The organism is Tenacibaculum holothuriorum (assembly GCF_002120225.1).
Taxonomy (GTDB): domain Bacteria; phylum Bacteroidota; class Bacteroidia; order Flavobacteriales; family Flavobacteriaceae; genus Polaribacter; species Polaribacter holothuriorum.
This window is the reverse complement of record NZ_LAPZ01000013.1, coordinates 72,170-95,963: the sequence shown is the minus strand read 5'-3', so window position 1 is coordinate 95,963 and position 23,794 is coordinate 72,170. Positions and strand designations below refer to the sequence as shown.

The window sequence follows — 23,794 nt, the reverse complement described above, 5'->3', positions numbered from 1 at the left end:
AAATTCAACGTTACCTTTTACTTACGCAGTAACAGGTTCATCTTGTTTTAAAGCAATAAAATACACATCATCTAACTGAGGTTTTGTAGCTATAAAATCTTCAGAAGGTTGTGTTTCAGAAAACACTCGAATGTTTAATGAATTATCTTCATTATAGTTTGAAGAAAGCACATTATACTCGGCTTCGTGTTTTTCTAAATCGTCTCGATCAATACTTTTTGTCCAGATTTGTCCTTCAATTTCTTTGGTTGATTCTAACGGAGTTGTATGTTTTAAAATTCTACCTCCGTTTAAAATTGCCATTTCATTACACAATTCCTTTACATCTTCTACTATATGTGTAGAAAATATTACTGTTGAATTGGTTCCTACTTCTCTAAGAACATTTAAGAACCGTCTTCTTTCTGCTGGGTCTAATCCTGCAGTTGGCTCATCTACAATAATTAATTTCGGATTATTTAATAATAACTGAGCAATTCCAAAACGTTGTTTCATTCCTCCAGAATAACCAGCTACATACTTTTTTCTTACTTCATATAAGTTAGTTATTTCTAAAACTTCTTTGATAATTTTTTGACGATCGGCTTTTGAAGAAATTCCTTTTAAAGTAGCAAAGTAGTCTAATAAATCTTCTGCTGACATTTTTGGGTACACTCCAAACGATTGTGGTAAATACCCTAATGTTTTTCTAAATTCCATCGGATTTTTTAATACGTTGATTCCATCAAAAGTAATAGATCCTCCATCTGGACTTTGTAAAGTTGCAATGGTACGCATTAAAGACGATTTACCTGCTCCATTAGGTCCTAATAACCCAAACATTCCTGTACCAATTTCTAAATTTAAATTATCAATAGCTTTTACACCATTTTTGTAAGTTTTAGTTAAATTCTCTATAACTAATCTCATAGTATTTTGGTTTTGTTGATTTTATTAATTTCCTATCAGAAGAAAAAAAAGTTGATTTGTTACATTTTCTTTAACATTTTTTTATAAAAAAACGTCAAGCTAAAATTTAGCTTGACGTTTTTAAAGTTTTAAAACTTCTTTATGTTTACTTCTTTTCGCTACCTGGAGGGTATTTTGCCATAATTTCTTTAACAAATTCTTTGATACGAGCTTCTCTTTTTTCCATATTACTCATTTTCAAAGCTCCACTACCAATTCCTTGCCATACCAATTCTTTCTTTTTAGCATCAATAATATCTAAAAATAAAGTACCCTCAGTATACTGATTTACATTGATACGGTTTGGACCTCCCCACATCCATGGATGCCAACCCCAGCCGTAACCGAAGTTATTTTCATTTATATTAATTCGTTCTCTTGATTTTGTAAATAAACTAACCAGCACATCTGGATTAGATGATTTTGTCATTCCTTTGGCTATTAATTCAGCCTCAACAGCACGCATAATTCTCTTTTTATCTAAATCAGAAATTGGTGCTTTATCAATACCTGTTTTGTAAAAAGCAAAGGTTTTATATTCATTGAAATTTACTTTGGTATCGTAATCAGTTGCTACTTTAACTGAACTACATGCAGTAAATAAACTAAGTGTAAGAAATAAGAGTAGTGGTTTTACTAATTTCATTTTAAAAGGCTTTAAATTAAACATTTAAAATGTACAACAACCACTACTCTTAAGGTATTTAAGGGTAAAGATTATTCTACATTATTTAACAAAGCATCATCTACTATATTAGGAAGTGTAACTTTTAAATTAGGTTCTACTTCCATAGCACGTTTTATTGCAAAAACAGCTTCTTCATTTCGTGCCCAACTTCTTCGTGCAATTCCGTTATTAACATCCCAGAAAAGCATTGATTTTAAGCGTCTTGATGCATCTAAAGAACCATCAAGAAGCATGCCAAATCCTCCGTTCATAACTTCACCCCATCCTACTCCACCTCCATTGTGGATTGAGACCCAAGTTGCACCTCTAAAACTATCTCCAATTACATTATGAATAGCCATATCTGCTGTAAAACGAGAACCGTCGTAAATATTCGAAGTTTCTCTATAAGGTGAATCAGTTCCAGATACATCATGATGATCACGACCTAATACTACTGGACCAATTTCTCCCCTTTCGATAGCTTCATTAAATGCTTGCGCTATTTTCATACGTCCTTCAGCATCTGCATATAAAATACGTGCTTGAGACCCTACTACTAATTTATTCTCTTGAGCTCCTTTAATCCACTGAATATTATCGGCCATTTGTTGCTGAATTTCTTCTGGTGAATTTTTCATGATTTCTTCTAAAACTTCGCAAGCAATTGCATCTGTTTTAGCTAAATCTTCTGGCTTACCTGAAGCACATACCCAACGGAATGGTCCAAAACCATAATCAAAACACATTGGTCCCATAATATCTTGTACGTAACTTGGGTATTTAAATTCTCTTCCTAAAGTTGGATTTGGATTCATTACATCTGCTCCTGCTCTACTTGCTTCTAATAAGAAGGCATTTCCATAATCGAAGAAGTAGGTTCCTTTTGCTGTATGCTTATTAATTGCTTTTGCATGACGACGTAAAGTTTCTTGCACTTTCTCCTTAAATAACTCAGGATTATTCGCCATCATTTCATTTGATTCTTCAAACGAAATATCCGCTGGATAATATCCTCCTGCCCAAGGATTGTGTAACGAAGTTTGATCTGACCCTAAATCAATATGAATATCTTCTTCTGCAAACTTCTCCCAAACGTCTACAACATTTCCTAAGTATGCTAAAGAAACAACTTCTTTGCTTTCTTTTGCCTTGCGAACACGCGCTACTAATTCATCTAAATCAGTAATCTTTTCATCGATCCATTTTTGATCTAAACGCACTTGTGTAATCTTCGGATTCACCTCAGCACAAACGGTAATACATCCTGCAATGTTTCCAGCTTTCGGTTGTGCTCCACTCATTCCTCCTAAACCAGCAGTCACAAATAAGTTTCCTTTTGGAGACTTCCCTATTTTTCTAAATCCGTTTAATACGGTAATAGTTGTTCCATGAACAATCCCTTGTGGACCAATATACATATAACTACCAGCTGTCATTTGACCGTACTGAGTTACTCCCAATGCATTGAATTTTTCCCAATCGTCTGGCTTAGAATAATTAGGAATCATCATTCCATTAGTTACAACTACTCTCGGTGCATCTTTATGTGAAGGGAATAATCCCATTGGGTGTCCTGAATACATTACCAAAGTTTGCTCATCTGTCATTTCAGATAAGTACTTCATGGTTAATAAATACTGTGCCCAGTTAGAAAATACAGCTCCATTACCTCCATACGTAATTAGTTCATGTGGGTGTTGTGCAACGGCATAGTCTAAGTTATTTTGAATCATTACCATGATAGATCTTGCTTGTAAAGAATTCCCAGGATATTCTTCAATTGGACGGGCATACATTCTGTAATCTGGTCTAAAACGATACATGTAAATACGTCCGTATTTTTCTAATTCCTCTTTAAACTCAGGTAATAATTCTGCATGATCCTTTTTATCAAAATAACGTAAAGCATTTCTTAATGCTAACTTCTTTTCTTCATCTGTTAGTATTTCTTTACGTTTTGGAGCATGATTTATAGTGGTATCATATTCCTTTTTTGGAGGTAATATATTCGGTATTCCTTGTTGAATTTGTTCTTTAAATGTCATACTACTTTCTTTTTAAAACTATAAATTATGCTACCTTAAAATCTTGATTTTTAACCATTGTTACCAATATGTTGATATCGTCTTTTAACACACGATCTTCTTCTAACTTAGCTACTTTACTTCTAACTATTGAGAAGTTTTCTTCAATAATTTCTGAAAATGTATTAGGTCTTCTAAATTCCATGGCTTGTGCAGCATACATCAACTCAATGGCAAAAATTTTGTCTAAGTTTCCTAAAATCTGATTGAATTTTCTTCCTGAAATACTTCCCATAGACACATGATCTTCTTGTCCTAATGAAGTTGGAACACTATCTGCTGATGGAGGAAAACATAATGATTTGTTTTCAGTAACCAAAGCTGCTGTGGTATACTGTGGAATCATAAACCCAGAGTTTAACCCTCCTGCAGTAGTTAACAATCTTGGTAATCCGTATTTTCCTTCTAATAATAAATAACAACGCCTGTCAGAAATATTTCCTAATTCGGCTGCTGCTATAGAAGCATAATCTAAAGCCATGGCTAAAGGTTGTCCGTGGAAATTCCCTCCTGAAATTGCTTCTGTTTCACTTAATACAATCGGGTTGTCTGTTACAGAGTTCATCTCTATCTCTGCCAATTCATTCAAATGATTAAAAGCATTTCTCGAAGCTCCATGAACTTGAGGCATACAACGAATTGAATATGGGTCTTGCACCCTTGGGAAACTCGTATCTTCTACATTTTGTGAACCTTTTAGTAATATACGCATACGTTCTGCTACTTTTAAATTTCCTTTAAACGGACGAATTTTATGCAATTCTTCTTTAAATGGTGAAACATTTCCTGAATACCCCTCTAAAGTCATCGCTCCTGCAACATCTGCTAGGTCTAATAAATACTCCATCTTTTTCAATCCTACGATTGCATGTGATAAAATAAACTGAGTACCATTAATTAAACCTAACCCTTCTTTTGCCATTAAAGTTAATGGTTCTAAACCATGGTTTGCCAATACTTCTTTTGCAGGTAATATCTCATCCTTTACCCAAAATTCACCTTCACCTAGCAACGGTAAAAATAAATGTGATAACGGAGCTAAATCACCTGAGGCACCGACCGAACCTTGCTCTGGAACTACTGGTAAAATATTGTTTTCAATAAAATAAACAATACGTTCTATCATTTCTAAACGAACTCCTGAAAATCCTTGACATAAAGCATGTACTTTACAAATCATCATAATTTTAGACAAGGTTTTATCAATTGGATTCCCAACTCCAACGGCATGGGTTATCAATAAGTTCTCTTGTAATTTACTCGTTTCTTCTGGAGTAATTTGTACATCACACAAAGGTCCAAACCCTGTATTAATTCCGTATACCGCAGCATCAGAATTTGCCATGGTTTCTACCTTTGCTCTACAAACATTTACTTTTTCTTTAACAGCTTCTGTAATAACTGCTTTTAACTCACCCTTAGCAATTGCAATTACTTTATCTACTGTTAAATGATCTATTCCGTATTTAAACATATTCTTTACTTCGTTTTTTACAAAATTACTTGTATTTTTGATGCTTAACAAGACTAATTTTGTCGTCAATTAATAATTATGAGTTATCAGATAGAATTAAGACATTTACGTTATTTTTTAGCAGTTGCTGAAGATTTGCATTTTAGAAAAGCTGCCGAACGTTTGTTTATTTCACAACCTGGTTTGAGTAGACAGATCAAGCAAATGGAAGATGATTTGGGTATTCAATTATTTGAAAGACACAATAGAAAAGTCTTATTAACAACTGCTGGAACTTTCTTAAAAAATGAATTAACTCAAAACTTAAAAAAACTTGACAACATCTTAGATTACGCAAAACTATTACATGAAGGAAAGCATGGTAAATTAGATTTTGGTTATGTGGGTTCTGCAATGCAAGAAATTATACCTAATCTACTGCTTCACTTTAAAAAAGAACATCCTGATGTACAATTTGGTTTTCAAGAAATGGATAATCAACAACAAATAGACAATTTATTATCTTATCATATTGACATAGGTTTTATTCGTTTAGATCGTATCCCCAGAGGACTTAGGTTACAACCTATTTTAGAAGAAACTTTTTGTCTTGTTCTTCCTAAAAATCATCCGATTGATGAACATAATTTTAAAAATTTACAACAGTTAAAAGATGAGTCTTTTATTCTATTCGACCCTTCTTATAGTCCTTCTTATTACGAAAAAGTAATGCAAATTTTTACTGATAGCGGGTTTACCCCCATTGTATCTCATAATACCATTCACGCTGCATCTATTTACAAATTAGTAGAAAATAATTTCGGACTATCAATCGTTCCAAAATCATTACAATATGGTTATAATATGAATGTAAAATTTATTGAACTCACAAAGATTAAACAACGTACTACTTTATCTGTTGTTTGGAACGAACAGAATCGAAATCCGATGGTAAAGTCTTTGATAGAAAAATTAGGATAATCAAAAGTATCCATTTAATTTAACTATCTTTACCACAACCAAATAGACTACTATTTAACTATGATATTAATCTCAAAACATATCATCCCTAAAGGTTTTGTTGGCTTAACTTTATATCCTTTCATTTTTTTAAAAAGAAAAGATTTAAAACTTAATTATGAACTTGTAAATCACGAAAAAATCCATTTAAAGCAGCAACAAGAGTTACTCATTATTTTCTTCTATCTGTTTTATGGCTTAGAATGGTTTATTAAGCTTTTAAAGTATAAAAACGGATTCTTAGCTTATAAAAATTTAAGTTTTGAACGTGAAGCCTATTTAAATGAATCTAATTTATATTATTTAGAGAAAAGAAAATTATTCTCTTTTTTAAAGTATCTATAAGTAGAATCGTTAAAAAAAGAGAATTTACTACTGTAAATTCTCTTTTTTAAATTCAAATAATCTTTAAAATTATTGCTTAGGTGAGAAACCATCTTTGTCATAAAATAATCTTCCAGTATTGTTATCAATATATACATTATCTGGATCTCCTTTATCATCTAACATAACTGAAATAGATATTAAGTTTTTTATCCCTGTATCTGTATACTCTCCTGATAAAGCTTCAACAGTAATAGCTTCTACTGAATTATTAATTCGAGTTTTAGTTTTTAAATAAATAGAAAATTTATTTCCTTCACCTGAAATAAATGAACCTTTTCCTTCTGATATTTGACTTCCTTGTTTCGATTTAAAATCTAAATTAACACCATTTTGGTTAGAAAAAGTATAAAGAATATTTGTGAATCTAAACCCTGGAATATAATCAGGAACTACAGTTGTTTTTTTCAAAATATTCTCACTCATGAGATAACTACCTTCAATATTAGGAGGTGTGTTACCTGTATTGAAAACAAACCCTAAATTTTTCATAGCGTTAACTGTTTCTGGTGATATAAAACTCTCAATTGATTCTATTGAACCATCAAACTCCTTTAAATCTTCTGAACTATCTGAACAACCGATAAAGGCTAAAAAAAATAAAATAAAACAAAAATGTAAAATTCTTTTCATCTGTAAAGTTTTTAATTTGTCAAATATCACTACATTCTACAGACTATAACATACCTAAAATTAGGTATTTTTGATTTTCAAAAACTACATATTCTTTATTATTTCCGTAAATTGCGTACCCGAAAATCAAGACAATTTACGAATGGAACAAATAGCTCCTTATAAACCAAAACATAAAGTAAGAATTGTTACTGCAGCCTCATTATTCGACGGGCATGATGCAGCAATCAATATTATGCGTAGAATTATTCAATCTACTGGGGTTGAAGTAATTCACTTAGGACACGACAGAAGTGTAGAAGAAGTTGTAAACTGTGCTATACAGGAAGATGCCAATGCTATTGCAATGACCTCTTACCAAGGAGGACACAATGAATATTTTAAATATATGTACGACCTTCTTCAAGAAAAAGGTGCTGGACATATTAAAATATTTGGTGGCGGTGGTGGAGTAATACTTCCTGAAGAAATTAAGGAATTAATGGATTATGGAATTACTCGTATTTATTCTCCAGATGATGGTCGTGAATTAGGGTTGCAAGGAATGATCAATGATTTAGTTGAAAAATCAGATTTTGCAATTGGTGATACCCTAAATGGTGAAGTAAATAATTTAGCAGACAAAGAAATTGGAAGTATTGCTCGTGTTATTTCTTCAGCAGAAAACTTCCCAGAAGTTGCTAAAGAAAGTTTAGATATTATCCATGAAAAAAATAAAGATTCTAAAACTCCTGTTTTAGGAATTACAGGTACTGGAGGTGCTGGTAAATCGAGTTTAGTTGACGAATTAGTACGTCGTTTTTTAATTGATTTCCCAAATAAAACTATCGGATTAATTTCTGTAGATCCCTCTAAAAGAAAAACGGGAGGAGCTTTATTAGGAGACCGTATTCGTATGAATGCAATTAACAATGAACGAGTATATATGCGTTCGTTGGCAACTCGTCAATCTAATTTAGCGTTATCAAAATATGTAAACGAAGCTGTTGAAGTATTAAAAGCTGCTGAATTTGATTTAATCATCTTAGAAACTTCTGGTATTGGACAATCAGATACCGAAATTATTGAACACTCAGATACGTCATTGTATGTAATGACTCCTGAATTTGGTGCTGCAACTCAGTTAGAAAAAATTGACATGCTAGATTTTGCCGATTTGGTAGCAATTAACAAATTTGATAAAAGAGGTGCATTAGATGCTTTACGTGATGTAAAAAAACAATACATGCGTAATAACAATTTATGGGATGTTCATATGGATGACATGCCTGTATTTGGTACGATTGCATCTCAATTTAACGATCCAGGAATGAACTCGCTTTACAAAGCGATTATGGACAAACTGGTTGAAAAAACTGGATCTGATTTACAGTCGACTTTTGAAATTACAAAAGAAATGTCTGAAAAGATATTTGTAATTCCACCAGCAAGAACTCGTTATTTATCTGAAATTTCAGAAAATAATAGAGCCTACGACAAAAAAGTAGATGCTCAGGAAAAAGTAGCTCAAAAATTATATGGGATTTATAAAACAATCGAAAGTGTTTCTGAAGCTACTATTAGTTTAGATAAATCAGGAATTGACGAAAATTCTATTAATACTACTGAAGAAAACAAAGACTTTTTAAAGCTATTAGTAGCCGAGTTTGACAGAGTTAAAATGGATTTAGACCCGCATAACTGGGAAATCATTTTAAACTGGGATACTAAAGTTAAGAAATATAAAGATCCTATTTATACGTTTAAAGTACGTGATAAGGAAATTAAAATTGAAACACATACAAAATCATTATCTCACTCAGATATTCCTAAAGTAGCTTTACCAAAGTATCAAGCTTGGGGTGATTTGCTACGTTGGAACTTACAGGAAAATGTTCCTGGAGAATTCCCGTATGCTTCAGGATTATACCCTTTCAAACGTACAGGTGAAGATCCTACAAGAATGTTTGCAGGTGAAGGAGGTCCAGAAAGAACCAACAGACGTTTTCACTATGTAAGTTTAGGAATGCCTGCAAAACGTTTATCTACGGCATTTGATTCGGTTACTTTATATGGTAATGACCCTGGACATAGACCAGATATTTATGGAAAAATTGGTAATGCTGGAGTTTCTATTTGTTGTTTAGATGATGCTAAGAAACTATACTCTGGTTTTGATTTAAGTCATGCCATGACTTCTGTTTCGATGACTATTAATGGTCCCGCCCCAATGTTACTTGGATTCTTTATGAATGCCGCAATTGATCAGAATTGTGAGAAGTACATCAAAGAACACGGTTTAGAAAGCAAAGTAGAAGCTAAGTTAAAAGAACTATATGATGATAAAGGAATTGATCGTCCAAAATATAATGGAGATTTACCTGAAGGAAACGATGGTTTAGGTTTATTACTATTAGGAGTTACTGGTGATCAAATTTTACCAGCTGATGTATACGCAGAAATTAAAGCAACTACTTTAGCACAGGTTCGTGGTACGGTTCAGGCAGATATTTTAAAGGAAGATCAAGCACAAAATACTTGTATTTTCTCTACAGAATTTGCTTTACGCTTAATGGGAGATGTTCAAGAATATTTTATTGAGAAAAATGTTAGAAACTTCTATTCGGTTTCTATCTCTGGATATCATATTGCTGAAGCAGGTGCAAATCCTATCACACAGTTAGCTTTAACATTGGCAAATGGTTTTACTTATGTGGAGTATTATTTATCTCGTGGAATGGATATTAATAAGTTTGGTCCAAACTTATCATTCTTCTTCTCTAATGGTATTGACCCTGAATATGCAGTTATTGGTCGTGTTGCTCGTAAAATTTGGGCTAAAGCATTAAAATATAAATATGCTGCAAACCCTAGAGCTCAAATGTTAAAGTATCATATTCAGACTTCAGGACGTTCATTACATGCTCAGGAGATTGATTTTAATGATATCCGCACAACCTTACAAGCGTTATATGCTATTTACGATAACTGTAATTCTTTACATACAAATGCTTATGATGAAGCTATTACGACTCCTACAGAAGAAAGTGTACGTAGAGCCATGGCAATTCAGTTAATCATTAATAAGGAATTAGGATTAGCGAAAAACGAAAACCCAATACAAGGTTCATTTATTATTGAAGAATTAACAGATTTAGTAGAAGAGGCAGTACTAACAGAATTTGATAGAATTACAGAGCGTGGTGGAGTTTTAGGAGCAATGGAAACAATGTATCAGCGTTCTAAAATTCAAGAAGAAAGTTTATACTATGAAACCTTAAAGCATACGGGTGAATTCCCAATTATTGGAGTTAACACCTTCTTAAGTTCTAAAGGGTCTCCAACGGTTACTCCACAGGAGGTAATTAGAGCAACTGAAGAAGAAAAACAATTCCAAATAAAAACTAAAGAAAACTTAAATCAAGCTAACGAAGCTAAAGTTGCTGAGGAATTAGCAAAAATTCAAACAGCAGCTATTCAGAATGAAAATATTTTTGAAAAGTTAATGGAAGCTTCTAAAGTATGTTCTTTAGGTCAAATTACGGCTGCTTTATTTGAAGTAGGTGGTCAGTACAGACGCAATATGTAAAAGGTTTAGCCTTTTGATAAATATTTATAAACCCTCACTCTTACGTGAGGGTTTTCTTATTTTATAATTGTTTTATTTTCTACACTAATTTCTGAACCTTCTAATAAAAATACTGAACTTGGTTTTAGAGTTTCTAAAAAAGAAAAAACGTTTCCGTAAGTACTTTTAAAGTCTATGTCAATCATAAAACTTCTAACGGGATAATAGTTCCAAGTAGGATGTTTTACCTCATACTCGGTTGTTCTATTTTTATTCTTTGCATATCCCCAATAATGTTCTGCAATAAACTCAATTTCAGTATTTTGTTGAATCGGTTTTATGTTTACTCCACTTTCAACAGAAATTGTATTCCATTTTTTATTTGTTTTCCATTGATATGAAGCTGAAAATGTATCATTTTCCTCTGTCCAACTATGCTTCATAGGAAATGTTTGATAATTTTCATTATATACTGTATTAGCTACAAATGTAATTGCCGATTTTGGAACAATTTCTTTGATAAACACAACTCCCCTTTTATAAGTATCTACTTCTTTTCTTTTTACATAAAATCTTAGATTTACCTCTTCAAAATTAATATGAAATGGAACCTTAACTCCTAATAGTTTTGTATTCAAAAACATAAACCCAACGACACTAACATAACAGGTGTCTTTATAAAAATCGAGTTCTGTCCCTTTTGGTACAAAGGGCATTAACTCTTTAGGGGCTACTTTATAGTTTATCATGATTAGCTTTCGCCATTCTGCTTTTAAAAAACTCATATCATTCTATTTTAAAATAATTCACAAACCTCATAGGTAATATACTTATGAGGTTTACTTTCTCTTTTTCTATTATATTAAGCAATCTTCCCTAACTACTTTTTTTCAATTTTAAGTTTGCTTCTTTACTCGCTTTTCTTCCTTTTAAGAAGAATATGATAAAAAATATCATAATTACTCCAAGATAAATTGAAAATCCCCCAATTTTAGCACTTAAAGCTTCTACCAAATCTTTATAATTTGATAAGGTATATACCTGAATAATCCTCAAAGCAAAACCTATATTCAATAAGTAAAAACCTATTTTGAATAGTTTGTTCGTAGCAAATGCTATTTCTTCTTTTTGATGAAAAATATCTAACATAAAAATCTTACTGTTTTTAAATAGATGTTGTGACACAAAAGTTGTTAAGCCAATACTTATTGGTAAATAAATCAGATACGCGATTAACTCTAAATTTCCATTCATAATATTACTTTTTAAAATGTTTGTGAATTAAATGAACTATATAAATATTACTAAAATGTAGTATTCCAATAATCAATAATATGGTGCTGAACTTTGAACTGAGTTCAACTAGTACTTCTGATAAACTGTGAATTCTTTTAATCGAATGTAAACTCCATATAGCCAAACCGATATTTAAACAGTAGTAAGCTACCAATAGTGAATTGTTTAATGCATTGCCAATAGATAAATTATTCGGAAAATAATTTTGGATATACACTTTTCCGTTTTGAAAACAGAAATTTCCTACATATAAAACAACCGTAACAGAAAAAACTAAATACAATATATAAGTGGCTTGAATCATTTTAATCTATCTTTTATTTTTTCTAATATAAATGTTAAGTAAAAAGCCAATGACATTGGGATTAATACCATCCAAAATAACACTTCGTATATTTCATTTAAATTGTCTAGAAATCCGATAATTCCCCAAAAAATAAAATAAGCTACAGTCATTAAACTGTATATACCAATTCTTTTCTTTTCAATTTTATTCAAATGATTCCAAAATGTAAATAGAATTAATACTGTTATGATATGAAACCCTCCTAACAAAATTTCTGCAAGCACTGCGATATAGCACAAAACGATTGTAACAAAAAATAAACTAATGAGAACCATTAAGATTCTATTTATAGAAACTAATAAATTAATTGTTTTTTTCATATTTTCAGAAATTATTGAAAGTTTGTGTTTAAATTTTTTTACTTTTTTATCATTTTGGTAAAATTAGATAACAACCAATGCTCATCGGCTTTAATTGCTTTATCTAAAATACCATTAACTGTATTGGTTACCGAAGATAAATCGCCCATTAACTTTTTAAAATTCTTCACATCTTCTCCTTCTCCTTCAACATTTTCTTGCAATTCATCTAAAACCTTTAACACAGGTTCTACTTCTCTTTTCTTACGCTCTTTGGTAACTTGTTTAAACAATTCCCAAATATCTTTATCAGCCACAAAAAACTCTTTACGCTCCCCTACTACAAATTCCTTACGAACAATTCCCCAATCAATCAACGCACGTACATTCATATTTACATTGCCTCTTGAAATTTTCAAAGCTTCCATAATTTCATCCGCAGACATTGGTTTAGTCGTAACTAATAACAAGGCATGTACTTGTGCCATGGTTTTATTAATTCCCCAACTTGTAGCCAAACTACCCCAAGTATGAATATATTTTATTTTTGCGTCTTCTAATTGCATGGGTCAAATATACAACTATTTTTAATACTTTCAATAATTATTGAAAATAAAATATTTTAAAATTATTCTATTATCTTGTAATAATTTTAATTCTAAGATTACTTACCAAGAAAATACAATTTTGAGTAACGATTTTTATACGTCATCTATTTTACCACATTCTGGAATTATCATCAAAATATGTAGAGCCTATACAGATTCTCAAGAAGATTTTGAAGATTTTTATCAAGAGGTTTGTTTACAAATTTGGAAAAGTAGAAATGCTTTTCAGAATAAATCAAAATGGTCTACTTGGATTTATAGGATTACCTTGAATGTTTGTTTAACCTTATCTAAAAAGAATAACAGAAAGGGCTATACTATGGAAAAGTTACCAGAAATTCCAGAAGAAAGCAAAGCTTTTGAAAATGAAAATTTGAATTTATTATACGATGCTATTAAGAAATTATCTGAAGTCGACAGAGCGATAATCTTACTGCATTTAGAAGAAAATCCTTACAAAGAAATTGCTACAATTATTGGAACTAGCGCTAACAATATTGCAGTACGTATTAACAGAATTAAAAAACAATTAAAAATATTATTAGATGGAAAAATCAATTGAGAAAATATGGAATGATGCTTTTATCGATGAACAATCTCTTATTGCTCCAAAAGTTATTGATATATATAATCAAAAGTCAAAATCAATTATCAATAAAATTAAAAGAACTTACGAGTTTGACAACAAAGGATTGCTTCCTATAGCAGGAATTACTGTAATTGGTGGTATACTTTTATCTGAAACCATTATTGGAGCCTATGGAGCCTTTTTAATCTTATGCTTATACGTTTTCAATACAAGATTATTAAATAGATTTAATACTATCGATGTTAAATCTGACAACTTAACTTATCTAAAAAGCTATAGAAATATTATAACTAGCGTAACAAATGCTACAAAAAAGCTATTTCTGTTTGCGATTCCTTTAGCTGTATTATCAATTTTTATACTGGCTTATACTATTAAAGAAACTAGTTTTCTTTCAAAGTTTATTTCTGAAGAGACAACCTTAGTTCAAATGACAGGTATTGGGTTTTTAGTTGCTGTTGCTGTAGGAGTTATTGGTATGATTGTTTTTAAAATCTCTACCAAACTTTTATACGGAACATTAATATCAAAACTTGATGATATCATTAACGAACTAGAAACACTAAAAGAGTAAAACAAAAATCCCGAGTTAATAACTCGGGATTTTCTTATTAATAAAAAACTTCTAGTTTATTTCTTGTAACAATACCTCAACTGCTTTCTTCAATTGAGCATCTTCTCCTCTTTCTTTCCATCCTGGAGCATTCTTCACTAAATAATCTGGTACAGCTGGAGCATCATTTTCCATATTCTCACCAGTCTTTTTTACAAACCATGCTCTAAATGGCATACGAATATATCCGTTTTGCAATCTTTTCCCTCCTGTAGAAATAACCGCTCCGAAAGTAGGTTGACCAACTAACTTCCCTAATCCTAAATTCTTAAAGGCATGTGAGAAAATCTCAGCATTCGAATAACTATTTTCATTACATAAAGCCACAACTGGTTTTGTATTAACTGATAAAATTGCACGCTCGTTAAACGGATAGTTCTTGCTATACTTCTTATGATTTTTCAAGCTTTTAGTAGCTCCCCTTGGAACAGTATACGCATGTTGATCTACATTTAAAACTGCCATTAAACGATCGGTAGTCCAACCACCACCGTTATAACGTACGTCGATTACAATTCCTTTTTTACCATAACCACTCGCTTTTAATTCGCGTTCGAAACGCTCAAAACTTGGCATACTCATACCTTGAATATGAATATAGCCTAATTGACCGTTTGAATACTCATCTACCAGCTTTTTACGAGAAGTAACCCAAGCTTCATATTGTGCTGTTCTTAATGAATTTTGCGGACGAATAATTACATCTTTTCCATTCTTTAAACTTAACAATACCTCATTTTCTCTAGTATTTTTAAGTAAACTATAAAAGTTTGTATTCTTATTAATTTCTTGTCCGTTTACTGAAGTAATTACATCTCCAACTTTTAATTTACTCTTCGATTTATCTGCTACAGTATTTTCTAATACATACACTACTTTAGCTCCATCTGAAGTGTTTTCAACCTCTAATCCTAATAAACCTACTTTATCACTCGTATTTCTTGGAGCAGTTCCTCTATATCCCATGTGACTAGCATTTAATTGCCCTAGTAACAGGTTATACATATATGAATAATCTTGATGCGTAGTTGCAGATAATACCCAAGGCTTGTATTTCTTTACTAATCCGTCCCAATCATATCCATGGAACTCTGGATCATAGAAACCAGCTGTTAATGCTCTAATTCCTTCATCAAATATTTGAGCGTATTCCTTTTCTTTATTCTTTGTGTACGTTGCTGAATGTGGCAATCCAGTAATTTTATCAGACTTTGTATCTAGTTGTTTTAACCTTCCACCAGAAACAAAATAAACTTTCCCTTTATTTACATCAAAACCTCCTGCTCTTGATACTCCTTTTATAGCTTTTGACTTTGTTCCATCCCACTTTATTTTATATAAACCTCTTTTCTTAGTTGCAGGATTGGTAGCCGAAAAATAGATAAATTTACTATCTGCACTAAATGTTGGACTGTACTCATTGTCTTGTAATGAAGTTACTTGTACTAAGCGATCATAAATTTTATCTGAATCTATTTTTACCTTCACTTTCTTTTTCTTGCTTGATTTCTTCTTATCCTTTTTATCAGATTTCTTTTCATCTTTTTTCTCAGGATAATAAGAACCTTCACTATGATCTAATTTAGATTTTTCCCAATCTTCTTTTTGTAACCAAACCATCCACACATCATAATTGATTCCGTTTCTATTTGAAATAAATGCTAACTTTTTTCCATCGGCACTCCAAACCGGACTTCTATCACTTCTTGGATGCATCGAAACATTCATTTTCTTAGATTTATAGGCTACAGATTGGATAAATATTTCACTATCAAAATTTAAATCTTCTTGAGAATACGCAATATACTTACTATCTGGGCTCCAAGAAAAATCTTCAGCAGCAGCCCAAGAATCTGAATATACTTTTGGTTTTACAATTTTTCCATCCTTAATATCAGCAATCATTAATGTTCCTCTTCCTACTTGGTAAGCAATCTTCTTTCCGTCAGGTGATACTATAGGATTCTCAACATCTTCTTTACTATTGGTTAATTTAGAAACCTTAGTTTTTAAGCTTCTATGTAACCCTACCAAAGTATCTGTTGAAACTGCACTGTATAATTCAAAATGTCCATCTCTATCAGAAGTAAAAACCACTGTTTTATTATCTAACCACTGTGGACTACGATCTCTATACGGATGCTTACTTACATTGTTTGAACGTTTTTTCTCTTTGTTGTTTTCTTTTACAAAGATTTCTCCGTTAATTTCTAAAGCCACTTTCTTTCCATCAGGAGAAACTGCATATCCTTGTACTCCATTAGAAACTGTTTTTGTTTCTTCGGTTTCAAAACGATTATCAGAAGGAATGTTTAACTTAATCTTCTTAGCAGTTCCGTTTTCTACTTTGTACGTATCAACTCCACTTAAATAAACGATCGTTCCATTATTACTTACAGAATATGTACGAACTCCATCTTTTTTATGTGATGTTAATTGAGAAGCAGTTCCGTTAGCGGTTCCGTTTGCAGAAATTGATTGTTTATAAATGTTATAGCGTCCACTTTTTGCTCCGATATAATATAAATTCCCCGATGCATCCCATCTTGGAGAATGGTCATTCTTATTACTTGTTGTTATTTGATTATACTTTTTTGTGGTAGTATTATAAATCCAAATATCACGTTGTGCAGAACCTGAATAATCTTCACGAGCAATTCTACATGCTCCTTTTGTAAAAGCAATAAATTTACCATTTGGAGATAACTGAGCATCTTCTCCATAAGCTGTAAGTAAACGTTTTGGAGTTCCTCCGTTTTGATTTACTGAGTACATTTGACGGTCCCATTCTGGACCTCTATACACCCTTCCTGTAGAGAATAAAATTTCTCCTTTAGACGTCCAATCAGAAGGAATGTTTGCTGTAGGGTAATAAGTTAATTGTTTTGGAACTCCTCCATTTAATCCAGTAGTAAAAATATTGTCATTTCCTTTTCTGTTAGAAGAAAAAGCAATTTCTGTTCCTTTTGTGTTCCAAACCGGATTACTTTCATATCCTTTATGAATTGTTAGTCGGTTGGCTTGTTGGGTTCTAAAATTATAAGTCCAAATATCTCCATGATAACTAAACGCCATTTGAGATGCATCTGGGCTTATTGCTGGTTTTCGAATTAAAGTGTGTTGTGCTAATAATACATTACTTATAGTAAAAGCAAACAATAATAATATTTTATTTACCATCCTTATATTGTAGTTTTTGACATTAAAAATACTTAATTATATAAATTATAAAAGAACTTATATGTTCATTAACATAATTATAACTTTATTTTTTTTACTTTTATACAATATTTTCTCCTATGAAATCAGATTTTCTTTTTAAAATAATTTTCTTTTTATGTCTTTCATTTTCTAATTTTTCTTTTTCACAAACTGAAAAAGAAATCTTTATAATAGTTAAAGATGATAATAATAGACCTATTGAAGGAGCTGTAATTTTATTAGATGATATAAAACAGGATAAAAAAACGAACTATAAAGGAATTTTTTCTATTAAAACATTTTCCTTACCTCAAAAAATAAGTGCCTTCTCTCCTTATCATGGAATAAATATAATTAAATATAATGGTAAAAAATTTAATCGTATTATTATAAAAAAGAAGAAAGACATTACCCCTCAATTGATAACTAAATTAAAAAATAAAAAATTCGGTATTGAAAATGCTGAACAATATAGGAATATCTACCATTATCTTAGAGGACAAGTTCCTGGAGTACAAATATCCAGAGATAACAACATAAAAATCAGAGGCATTGGTTCTGTTAATGGTTCAACAACACCCTTATTTATTCTTAATGGTGTTCAAATTGGAAAAACAACATTTGAAAATATAATACCTACAAATGTTAAACACATAAATATTTTAAAAGGCCCTGAAACTGCTATTTATGGCGCTAGAGGAGCTAATGGAGTTATAAAAATAACTACCTATTAATCTAAAGACATAAAGGATGTTTATTTTAGAATTAATTATTCCCTACAAAGACAGCAATATTCAAAGTTGATAACTTTGAACCTTATTTATAGATAATTATAAAAATTAGTAATTATGAAGCCCCAAAAATAGAGCTTAAAAAATCACCTACTCCTTCCACACTGTTTTTATCCAATTCCATAATAAACGCAGATCCCATAATAGCTCCATTCATATATTCACAAGCAGTTGCAAATGTTTTATAATCAGAAATTCCAAAACCAACAATCAATTTACTTTGTAAATTCATTCCTTTTATTCGATTAAAATAATCGATTTGTTGTTGAGAGATTTCTCCTTTTGCTCCAGTAATAGAAGCTGAAGCTACTACATAAATAAAAGCATCTGTTAAGTTATCTATTTTACGAATACGTTCATCTGAAGTATGAGGTGTGATTAAAAACACATTGGTAATTCCATATTTTTCAAACAATTGTTGATAATGAGTTTCATACTCAACCATCGGTAAATCAGGAATAATCACAGTATCAATGCCACAATCTTTTACTTTTTGACAAAAAGCATCTTCCCCATATTTTATAATCTGATTCAAATACCCCATTAGAACTAAAGGTGTTTTATTCGTTTCTTTAATGGAAGCTAACTGTTCAAAAACCACATCTAAATTCATCCCATTACGGAGGGCTACAGAACTACTATATTGAATGGTAGGACCATCCGCTAACGGATCTGAATATGGCAACCCTACTTCTATAAAATCTACTCCATTCGAACTTAATTCTGAAATAATTGTAGTGGTATCTTCTAATTTTGGGAAACCCGCTGTAAAGAAAATAGACAATAAATCTTTATCCTTTTTTTTAAATATTTGTTGAACTGAATTCATTTTAGTCTTCTAAATGTTTGATATACGTTTCTAAGTCTTTATCTCCTCTACCAGATAAGTTGATGATAATTGTTTGATCTTTTTGCAAATCCATTTTTGGTAAAACTGCCAGTGCATGTGCACTTTCTAGCGCTGGAATAATTCCTTCTATTTTTGTTAGTTCATAGGCTGCTTCTAGAGCTTCTTTATCTGTTGCATTCATAAATGTCGCTCGTTTTTCATTAAACAAAAATGCGTGTAACGGTCCCACTCCTGGATAATCTAACCCTGCTGAGATTGAATAAGGTTCTACGATTTGTCCATATTCGTCTTGCATTAAAATAGTTTTGCTCCCGTGAATTACACCTACCTCTCCTAATTGTGATGTTGCAGCACTTTCTCCAGAATGAACACCTAAACCAGCAGCTTCAACAGCAATTAGCTCTACATCTTCATCATCTAAATAATGATAAAAAGCACCTGCTGCATTACTTCCTCCACCAACACAAGCGATTACTGCATCTGGATTTTCTTTTCCTGTATGCTCTTTTAATTGCCATTTCATTTCTTCAGATATAATTGCTTGCAATCTCGCCACCATATCTGGATAAGGGTGTGGTCCCACAACAGATCCTATGAGATAATAAGTATCTGGATGTTGAATCCAATACCTAATCGCTTCATTCGTTGCATCTTTTAAGGTCTTACTACCACTGGTAGCTGCTATTACCTTAGCTCCTAACATTTTCATACGAGCTACATTGGGTGCTTGACGTTCAATATCAACTTCTCCCATAAACACAATACATTCCAATCCCATTAATGCACAAACTGTAGCTGTAGCTACTCCATGTTGTCCTGCTCCTGTTTCCGCTATAATTTTAGTTTTCCCTAATTGTTTTGCAATTAAAATTTGTCCAATTGTATTGTTTACTTTATGTGCTCCTGTATGATTTAAATCTTCTCGTTTTAAATAAATAGTAGCTCCGTATTTTTCAGACAATCGTTTTGCTAAATATAATGGACTTGGACGTCCAACATAATCTTTTAACAAACTCTTATACTCTTTCTGAAATGCTTCGGATTCAATAATCTGAATATAATTATCTTCTAATTCTTTTACATTAGGATATAACAACTCTGGAATAAATGCTCCTCCAAATTGTCCGTAATATCCATTATGATCTGGTTGAAATTTCATTTGTTTTTGTTGTGTGTTTTATACTGTTTTTTCTGAGATTTCTCGCTTCGTTCGAAATGACTACTTGGTTTTTTTATCTACATGTCATTCTGAACTTGTTTTAGAATGAATCTCTTTATCAAAAAATAAATCCTACTTCACAAATAACTATTTATTTTCCTCTATTACTCTTTTAAATTTCTTTAACTCTCCTACCGATTTTAATCCTGCTTTCGTTTCAAATTTGCTATTTACATCCAATGCATGAATCGGTAATTTTGTTTTTAAAACATCTTTTACTTTTTCTAGTTCTTCTAAACCTATTCCACCACTAAGAAAAAAAGGTTTCTTTGAAGGGTATTCTTTTAATACCTCCCAATTAAAGGTTACTCCATTACCTCCTCTTTCCTTTCCTTTTGTATCAAATAAGAAATAATCTACGACCTCCTCATAAGATTCTAAAATTGTAAAATTGAACGTATCTTTAATTCCAAATACCTTAACAATTTCCAACTTAGGCACGTGTGTTTTTAATTCTTTGATATAAGCTACAGATTCGTCTCCATGCAATTGTACAACGTCTAATTTATACTCTTCCATCATGGAAACTACTATCTCCATGTACTCATTTACAAAGACCCCAACTTTTTGTATTCCTTTAGGTAATTGAGGAATGATTCCTTCAAAATTTCTTGGTGATTTTTCATAGAAAATAAACCCTAAGTAATCTGGATTTAATTCAGCTACTTGCTGAATATTTTCTATGTATTTCATTCCACAAACTTTTAGTTTCATTTTTACCGAATTTGTGCAATAAACTCTTTACAAGCCTCCCCTGGATTTTCTGTTTTCATAAAATTTTCCCCAATTAAAAAACCTTGAAAACCATACTCCTTTAAACCTGTAATAATTCTTGGATCTGAAATTCCACTCTCTGAAACTTTCAATGCTGAATCTGGAATTTGATTTGCTAATTTTATGGAATGCTCTAAATCTACTTCGAAAGTCTTTAAATTACGATTATTGATTCCAATGATCTTATTATCTAAATCTCCTATTTTATCTAAATCTTCTTGAGAATGTACTTCATACAATACCTCTAAACCAAGATCATTTGCTAACTGTCCATATTTTTTTAATTGCTCAGCAGTTAAACAAGTAGCAATTAACAATATTACATCAGCTCCAATAGCTTTTGCTTCCACAATTTGAAAGCCATCTACAATAAAATCTTTTCTAAGAATCGGTTTTATTTCATTAATACTTCTAGCCTCCATTAGATCAGCCATCGTTCCTCCAAAAAATGACGTATCTGTTAATATGGACTGTGCCGCTACATTTGCATCTAAATAGCCATTGGTTACCTCGGTAATTGTTGCTTTTTCGTTAATAATTCCTTTAGAAGGTGATTGTCTTTTAAACTCCGCAATAATCCCTGTTGAATAAGGTTCTAATAATGATTTTTTTAACGATAATGCTTCTCTTTTAAAATTAGGACTCTCTACTAACTTCTTAACCGCTACTTCTGCCTTAATCTTTGCTACCTCTTGCTTTTTAAAAGCTATTATTTTATCTAAAATTGTCATGTTTTATTCTTTCTGTCACTTCGAGTAATTTTCGACTCTGGAAGAAAATTGTATCGAGAAGTATTTTATTCTCAACAACAATTCATTCCTCACAAATTCACTCAAACTGACATTTATTTTACTAATTTTTCTAACGATTTCTTTGCCTTTAATCCTAACAACGAATCTTTTGCTTCTTCAAAAGCAGTTTCAAAAGATTTGTTCTCATCAAAAGTTTTTAAAGCAAACGCTGCATTGGTTAATACTACATTATTTTGCGCTTCTGTTCCTTTTCCATTAATAATATCCACAAATATTTTTGCTGCTTCAGCCACGGTATCTCCTCCAAATATATCGGATTGTAACAATTGCTTTTGTCCTAAATCTGATGGAGAAATTTGTTGCTCCGATTCTTTAGTAAATAATTTAAAATCGCCTGTCAAAGATATTTCATCATAACCATCTAAAGCATGAACAACTCCATAATTTACATTCGATTGTTGCAACATATAGTTGTATACTCTTGCTACTTCCAAATTAAACACCCCTACTAACTGGTTTTGCGGTGAACTTGGATTTACCAATGGACCTAACATATTGAAAAATGTTTTCACTCCTAATTCCCTACGAATAGGTGCTACTACTTTCATTGCTGGGTGGAATAAAGGTGCGTGTAAAAAACAAATATTAGCTTCTTCCAATTGTCTTTTTAAAGTACTTTCATCATTGGTAAATTGGTATCCTAAAAACTCCAACATATTTGAAGATCCAGAGGCTGAAGAAACCCCATAATTACCATGTTTTGCCACTTTGTTTCCAGTTCCTGCTACAATAAAAGACGTTAATGTAGAAATGTTAAAAGTATTTTTTCCATCTCCTCCCGTTCCACATAAATCAATTGTATTAAAATCTGATAAGTCTACTTTAATAGCCAACTCTAACAAAGCCTCTCTAAACCCAGACAATTCATCTACAGACACTGGGCGCATTAAAAATACTGTGATAAATGCCGCTATTTGAGAAGCATTGTATTTTTCTTGAGCGATATTGATTAAGACTTCTTTTGATTGTTCCTTCGTCAATCGCTTCTGCTCAAATAAAGTGTTTAATATTTTTTTCATTGCAAAGACTTTAGGCTTTAATTTTGAGATTTTCTACTGAATTGATAAAGTTTTCGATCATCTTTTTTCCTTCAGGTGTTAAGATACTTTCTGGGTGAAATTGTACAGCTTCAACCAAATATTCTTTATGACGTAACGCCATAATACTTCCCACATCATCAATTGCAGTAATCTCTAATTCAGAAGGAAAATTAGTATGAGAAGCAATCCAAGAATGATAACGAGCAGCTTCAAACGTTTCTGGAATATCTTTAAATGTGATGGTGTTTTCTTTGGTGACTTTCATTTCTGTAGCTACTCCATGAAATACATCGTGTAAATTTTCCAACTCCCCACCGAACACTTCAGTAATTGCTTGTAACCCTAAACACACCCCAAAAATTGGAATTCTTCCAGCATAGGTTTTAATTGTTTCTTTTAAAACACCTGCTTCATCAGGAATTCCAGGTCCTGGTGAAAGAATGATTGCATCGTAATTTTGAATTTCCTCTATAGAAATTTCATCGTTACGATACACATCTGGCAAGGTACCCGTAATATCTTCTACATAATGCACCAAATTATAGGTGAATGAATCGTAATTATCTAGTATTAATATTTTCATCTGTTATGCTTTTGACTTTTAGCTATTAGCTACG

At 31.6% G+C, this 23,794-nt stretch carries 22 protein-coding genes; 6 read left to right on the top strand and 16 right to left on the bottom strand.

Annotation, left to right across the window (positions count from 1 at the left end):
* Positions 1-21: 21 nt before the first annotated feature.
* From WH52_RS12575 to hutH, 4 genes are all read right to left on the bottom strand, one after another.
* Positions 22-909 carry an ABC transporter ATP-binding protein gene (locus WH52_RS12575; RefSeq protein ID WP_086031309.1) on the bottom strand — a complete coding sequence of 296 codons (888 nt, stop codon included), beginning with the start codon at positions 907-909 and terminating at the stop codon, positions 22-24.
* Positions 910-1,054: 145 nt separating this feature from the next.
* On the bottom strand, positions 1,055-1,594 hold the full coding sequence (locus tag WH52_RS12570; RefSeq protein WP_086031326.1) for a DUF4136 domain-containing protein: 540 nt from the start codon (positions 1,592-1,594) through the stop codon (positions 1,055-1,057).
* Positions 1,595-1,665: 71 nt separating this feature from the next.
* A complete protein-coding gene (locus WH52_RS12565) occupies positions 1,666-3,663 on the bottom strand; it encodes a urocanate hydratase (RefSeq protein WP_086031308.1) in 1,998 nt (665 codons plus the stop codon).
* A gap of 25 nt (positions 3,664-3,688) precedes the next feature.
* Positions 3,689-5,176 (bottom strand): histidine ammonia-lyase, encoded by a 1,488-nt coding sequence (hutH, locus tag WH52_RS12560; RefSeq protein WP_086031307.1) that lies wholly within the window; start codon positions 5,174-5,176, stop codon positions 3,689-3,691.
* Between the two features lie 78 nt (positions 5,177-5,254).
* Here hutH and WH52_RS12555 point away from each other — a divergent pair, with 78 nt between their 5' ends.
* The gene (locus tag WH52_RS12555; protein WP_086031306.1) at positions 5,255-6,136 is read left to right on the top strand and encodes a LysR family transcriptional regulator; all 882 of its coding nucleotides are present in this window, start codon (positions 5,255-5,257) and stop codon (positions 6,134-6,136) included.
* A gap of 60 nt (positions 6,137-6,196) precedes the next feature.
* Entirely contained in the window at positions 6,197-6,520 is a 324-nt protein-coding gene (locus WH52_RS12550; RefSeq protein WP_086031305.1) for a hypothetical protein, read from the top strand.
* A 69-nt stretch (positions 6,521-6,589) separates the two neighbouring features.
* Here WH52_RS12550 and WH52_RS12545 read toward each other — a convergent pair whose 3' ends face one another.
* Positions 6,590-7,192 (bottom strand): hypothetical protein, encoded by a 603-nt coding sequence (locus WH52_RS12545; RefSeq protein ID WP_086031304.1) that lies wholly within the window; start codon positions 7,190-7,192, stop codon positions 6,590-6,592.
* A gap of 142 nt (positions 7,193-7,334) precedes the next feature.
* Between WH52_RS12545 and WH52_RS12540 the strand changes: the two genes are divergently transcribed.
* Complete coding sequence (locus WH52_RS12540; protein ID WP_086031303.1) at positions 7,335-10,760, top strand: methylmalonyl-CoA mutase family protein; 3,426 nt, start codon at positions 7,335-7,337, stop codon at positions 10,758-10,760.
* A gap of 56 nt (positions 10,761-10,816) precedes the next feature.
* On the opposite strand, the gene WH52_RS12535 is transcribed toward WH52_RS12540, so the two are convergent.
* The 4 genes from WH52_RS12535 to WH52_RS12515 all read right to left on the bottom strand — a co-directional run bounded on the left by WH52_RS12535 (position 10,817) and on the right by WH52_RS12515 (position 13,246).
* A complete protein-coding gene (locus WH52_RS12535) occupies positions 10,817-11,524 on the bottom strand; it encodes a YqjF family protein (protein ID WP_086031302.1) in 708 nt (235 codons plus the stop codon).
* A 91-nt stretch (positions 11,525-11,615) separates the two neighbouring features.
* Positions 11,616-11,993 (bottom strand): hypothetical protein, encoded by a 378-nt coding sequence (locus WH52_RS12530; RefSeq protein WP_086031301.1) that lies wholly within the window; start codon positions 11,991-11,993, stop codon positions 11,616-11,618.
* Positions 11,994-12,335: 342 nt separating this feature from the next.
* Positions 12,336-12,701: a hypothetical protein gene (locus WH52_RS12520; RefSeq protein WP_086031299.1), complete on the bottom strand. Its 366-nt coding sequence runs from the start codon at positions 12,699-12,701 to the stop codon at positions 12,336-12,338.
* A gap of 38 nt (positions 12,702-12,739) precedes the next feature.
* Positions 12,740-13,246 carry a GbsR/MarR family transcriptional regulator gene (locus tag WH52_RS12515; protein ID WP_086031298.1) on the bottom strand — a complete coding sequence of 169 codons (507 nt, stop codon included), beginning with the start codon at positions 13,244-13,246 and terminating at the stop codon, positions 12,740-12,742.
* 121 nt (positions 13,247-13,367) lie between these two features.
* Between WH52_RS12515 and WH52_RS12510 the strand changes: the two genes are divergently transcribed.
* Together WH52_RS12510 and WH52_RS12505 are read left to right on the top strand one after the other, a co-directional pair.
* Entirely contained in the window at positions 13,368-13,850 is a 483-nt protein-coding gene (locus WH52_RS12510; RefSeq protein ID WP_086031325.1) for an RNA polymerase sigma factor, read from the top strand.
* Positions 13,834-14,451, top strand: a complete 618-nt coding sequence (locus tag WH52_RS12505; protein ID WP_086031297.1) for a hypothetical protein — start codon at positions 13,834-13,836, stop codon at positions 14,449-14,451. Before WH52_RS12510 ends, WH52_RS12505 begins: the two co-directional genes overlap by 17 nt.
* A gap of 51 nt (positions 14,452-14,502) precedes the next feature.
* On the opposite strand, the gene WH52_RS12500 is transcribed toward WH52_RS12505, so the two are convergent.
* Positions 14,503-17,670, bottom strand: coding sequence for a S41 family peptidase (locus WH52_RS12500; RefSeq protein ID WP_086031296.1), 3,168 nt, complete (start codon positions 17,668-17,670; stop codon positions 14,503-14,505).
* Between the two features lie 119 nt (positions 17,671-17,789).
* On the opposite strand from WH52_RS12500, the gene WH52_RS12495 reads away from it, so the two are divergent.
* Entirely contained in the window at positions 17,790-18,425 is a 636-nt protein-coding gene (locus WH52_RS12495) for a TonB-dependent receptor plug domain-containing protein (RefSeq protein WP_086031295.1), read from the top strand.
* A gap of 112 nt (positions 18,426-18,537) precedes the next feature.
* Here WH52_RS12495 and trpA read toward each other — a convergent pair whose 3' ends face one another.
* The 6 genes from trpA to WH52_RS12465 all read right to left on the bottom strand — a co-directional run bounded on the left by trpA (position 18,538) and on the right by WH52_RS12465 (position 23,760).
* Positions 18,538-19,311 (bottom strand): tryptophan synthase subunit alpha, encoded by a 774-nt coding sequence (trpA, locus tag WH52_RS12490; protein WP_086031294.1) that lies wholly within the window; start codon positions 19,309-19,311, stop codon positions 18,538-18,540.
* 1 nt (position 19,312) lies between these two features.
* A complete protein-coding gene (gene trpB / locus WH52_RS12485; protein ID WP_086031293.1) occupies positions 19,313-20,491 on the bottom strand; it encodes a tryptophan synthase subunit beta in 1,179 nt (392 codons plus the stop codon).
* Between the two features lie 147 nt (positions 20,492-20,638).
* Entirely contained in the window at positions 20,639-21,265 is a 627-nt protein-coding gene (locus WH52_RS12480; protein WP_449451376.1) for a phosphoribosylanthranilate isomerase, read from the bottom strand.
* Between the two features lie 2 nt (positions 21,266-21,267).
* Entirely contained in the window at positions 21,268-22,056 is a 789-nt protein-coding gene (gene trpC, locus WH52_RS12475; RefSeq protein ID WP_086031292.1) for an indole-3-glycerol phosphate synthase TrpC, read from the bottom strand.
* A gap of 113 nt (positions 22,057-22,169) precedes the next feature.
* The gene (trpD, locus tag WH52_RS12470) at positions 22,170-23,156 is read right to left on the bottom strand and encodes an anthranilate phosphoribosyltransferase (RefSeq protein WP_086031291.1); all 987 of its coding nucleotides are present in this window, start codon (positions 23,154-23,156) and stop codon (positions 22,170-22,172) included.
* A 10-nt stretch (positions 23,157-23,166) separates the two neighbouring features.
* On the bottom strand, positions 23,167-23,760 hold the full coding sequence (locus tag WH52_RS12465) for an anthranilate synthase component II (RefSeq protein WP_086031290.1): 594 nt from the start codon (positions 23,758-23,760) through the stop codon (positions 23,167-23,169).
* Positions 23,761-23,794 lie beyond the last annotated feature (34 nt).

Coding starts and splice junctions, on each gene's coding strand:
- WH52_RS12520 (WP_086031299.1), bottom strand. CDS start 12,701: ATGAAAAAAACAATTAATTTATTAGTTTCTATAAATAGAATCTTAATG.
- trpC (WP_086031292.1), bottom strand. CDS start 22,056: ATGACAATTTTAGATAAAATAATAGCTTTTAAAAAGCAAGAGGTAGCA.
- WH52_RS12480 (WP_449451376.1), bottom strand. CDS start 21,265: ATGAAACTAAAAGTTTGTGGAATGAAATACATAGAAAATATTCAGCAA.
- trpA (WP_086031294.1), bottom strand. CDS start 19,311: ATGAATTCAGTTCAACAAATATTTAAAAAAAAGGATAAAGATTTATTG.
- WH52_RS12545 (WP_086031304.1), bottom strand. CDS start 7,192: ATGAAAAGAATTTTACATTTTTGTTTTATTTTATTTTTTTTAGCCTTT.
- trpD (WP_086031291.1), bottom strand. CDS start 23,156: ATGAAAAAAATATTAAACACTTTATTTGAGCAGAAGCGATTGACGAAG.
- WH52_RS12540 (WP_086031303.1), top strand. CDS start 7,335: ATGGAACAAATAGCTCCTTATAAACCAAAACATAAAGTAAGAATTGTT.
- WH52_RS12555 (WP_086031306.1), top strand. CDS start 5,255: ATGAGTTATCAGATAGAATTAAGACATTTACGTTATTTTTTAGCAGTT.
- WH52_RS12550 (WP_086031305.1), top strand. CDS start 6,197: ATGATATTAATCTCAAAACATATCATCCCTAAAGGTTTTGTTGGCTTA.
- hutH (WP_086031307.1), bottom strand. CDS start 5,176: ATGTTTAAATACGGAATAGATCATTTAACAGTAGATAAAGTAATTGCA.
- WH52_RS12465 (WP_086031290.1), bottom strand. CDS start 23,760: ATGAAAATATTAATACTAGATAATTACGATTCATTCACCTATAATTTG.
- WH52_RS12575 (WP_086031309.1), bottom strand. CDS start 909: ATGAGATTAGTTATAGAGAATTTAACTAAAACTTACAAAAATGGTGTA.
- trpB (WP_086031293.1), bottom strand. CDS start 20,491: ATGAAATTTCAACCAGATCATAATGGATATTACGGACAATTTGGAGGA.
- WH52_RS12515 (WP_086031298.1), bottom strand. CDS start 13,246: ATGCAATTAGAAGACGCAAAAATAAAATATATTCATACTTGGGGTAGT.
- WH52_RS12565 (WP_086031308.1), bottom strand. CDS start 3,663: ATGACATTTAAAGAACAAATTCAACAAGGAATACCGAATATATTACCT.
- WH52_RS12535 (WP_086031302.1), bottom strand. CDS start 11,524: ATGAGTTTTTTAAAAGCAGAATGGCGAAAGCTAATCATGATAAACTAT.
- WH52_RS12570 (WP_086031326.1), bottom strand. CDS start 1,594: ATGAAATTAGTAAAACCACTACTCTTATTTCTTACACTTAGTTTATTT.
- WH52_RS12500 (WP_086031296.1), bottom strand. CDS start 17,670: ATGGTAAATAAAATATTATTATTGTTTGCTTTTACTATAAGTAATGTA.
- WH52_RS12505 (WP_086031297.1), top strand. CDS start 13,834: ATGGAAAAATCAATTGAGAAAATATGGAATGATGCTTTTATCGATGAA.
- WH52_RS12495 (WP_086031295.1), top strand. CDS start 17,790: ATGAAATCAGATTTTCTTTTTAAAATAATTTTCTTTTTATGTCTTTCA.
- WH52_RS12530 (WP_086031301.1), bottom strand. CDS start 11,993: ATGAATGGAAATTTAGAGTTAATCGCGTATCTGATTTATTTACCAATA.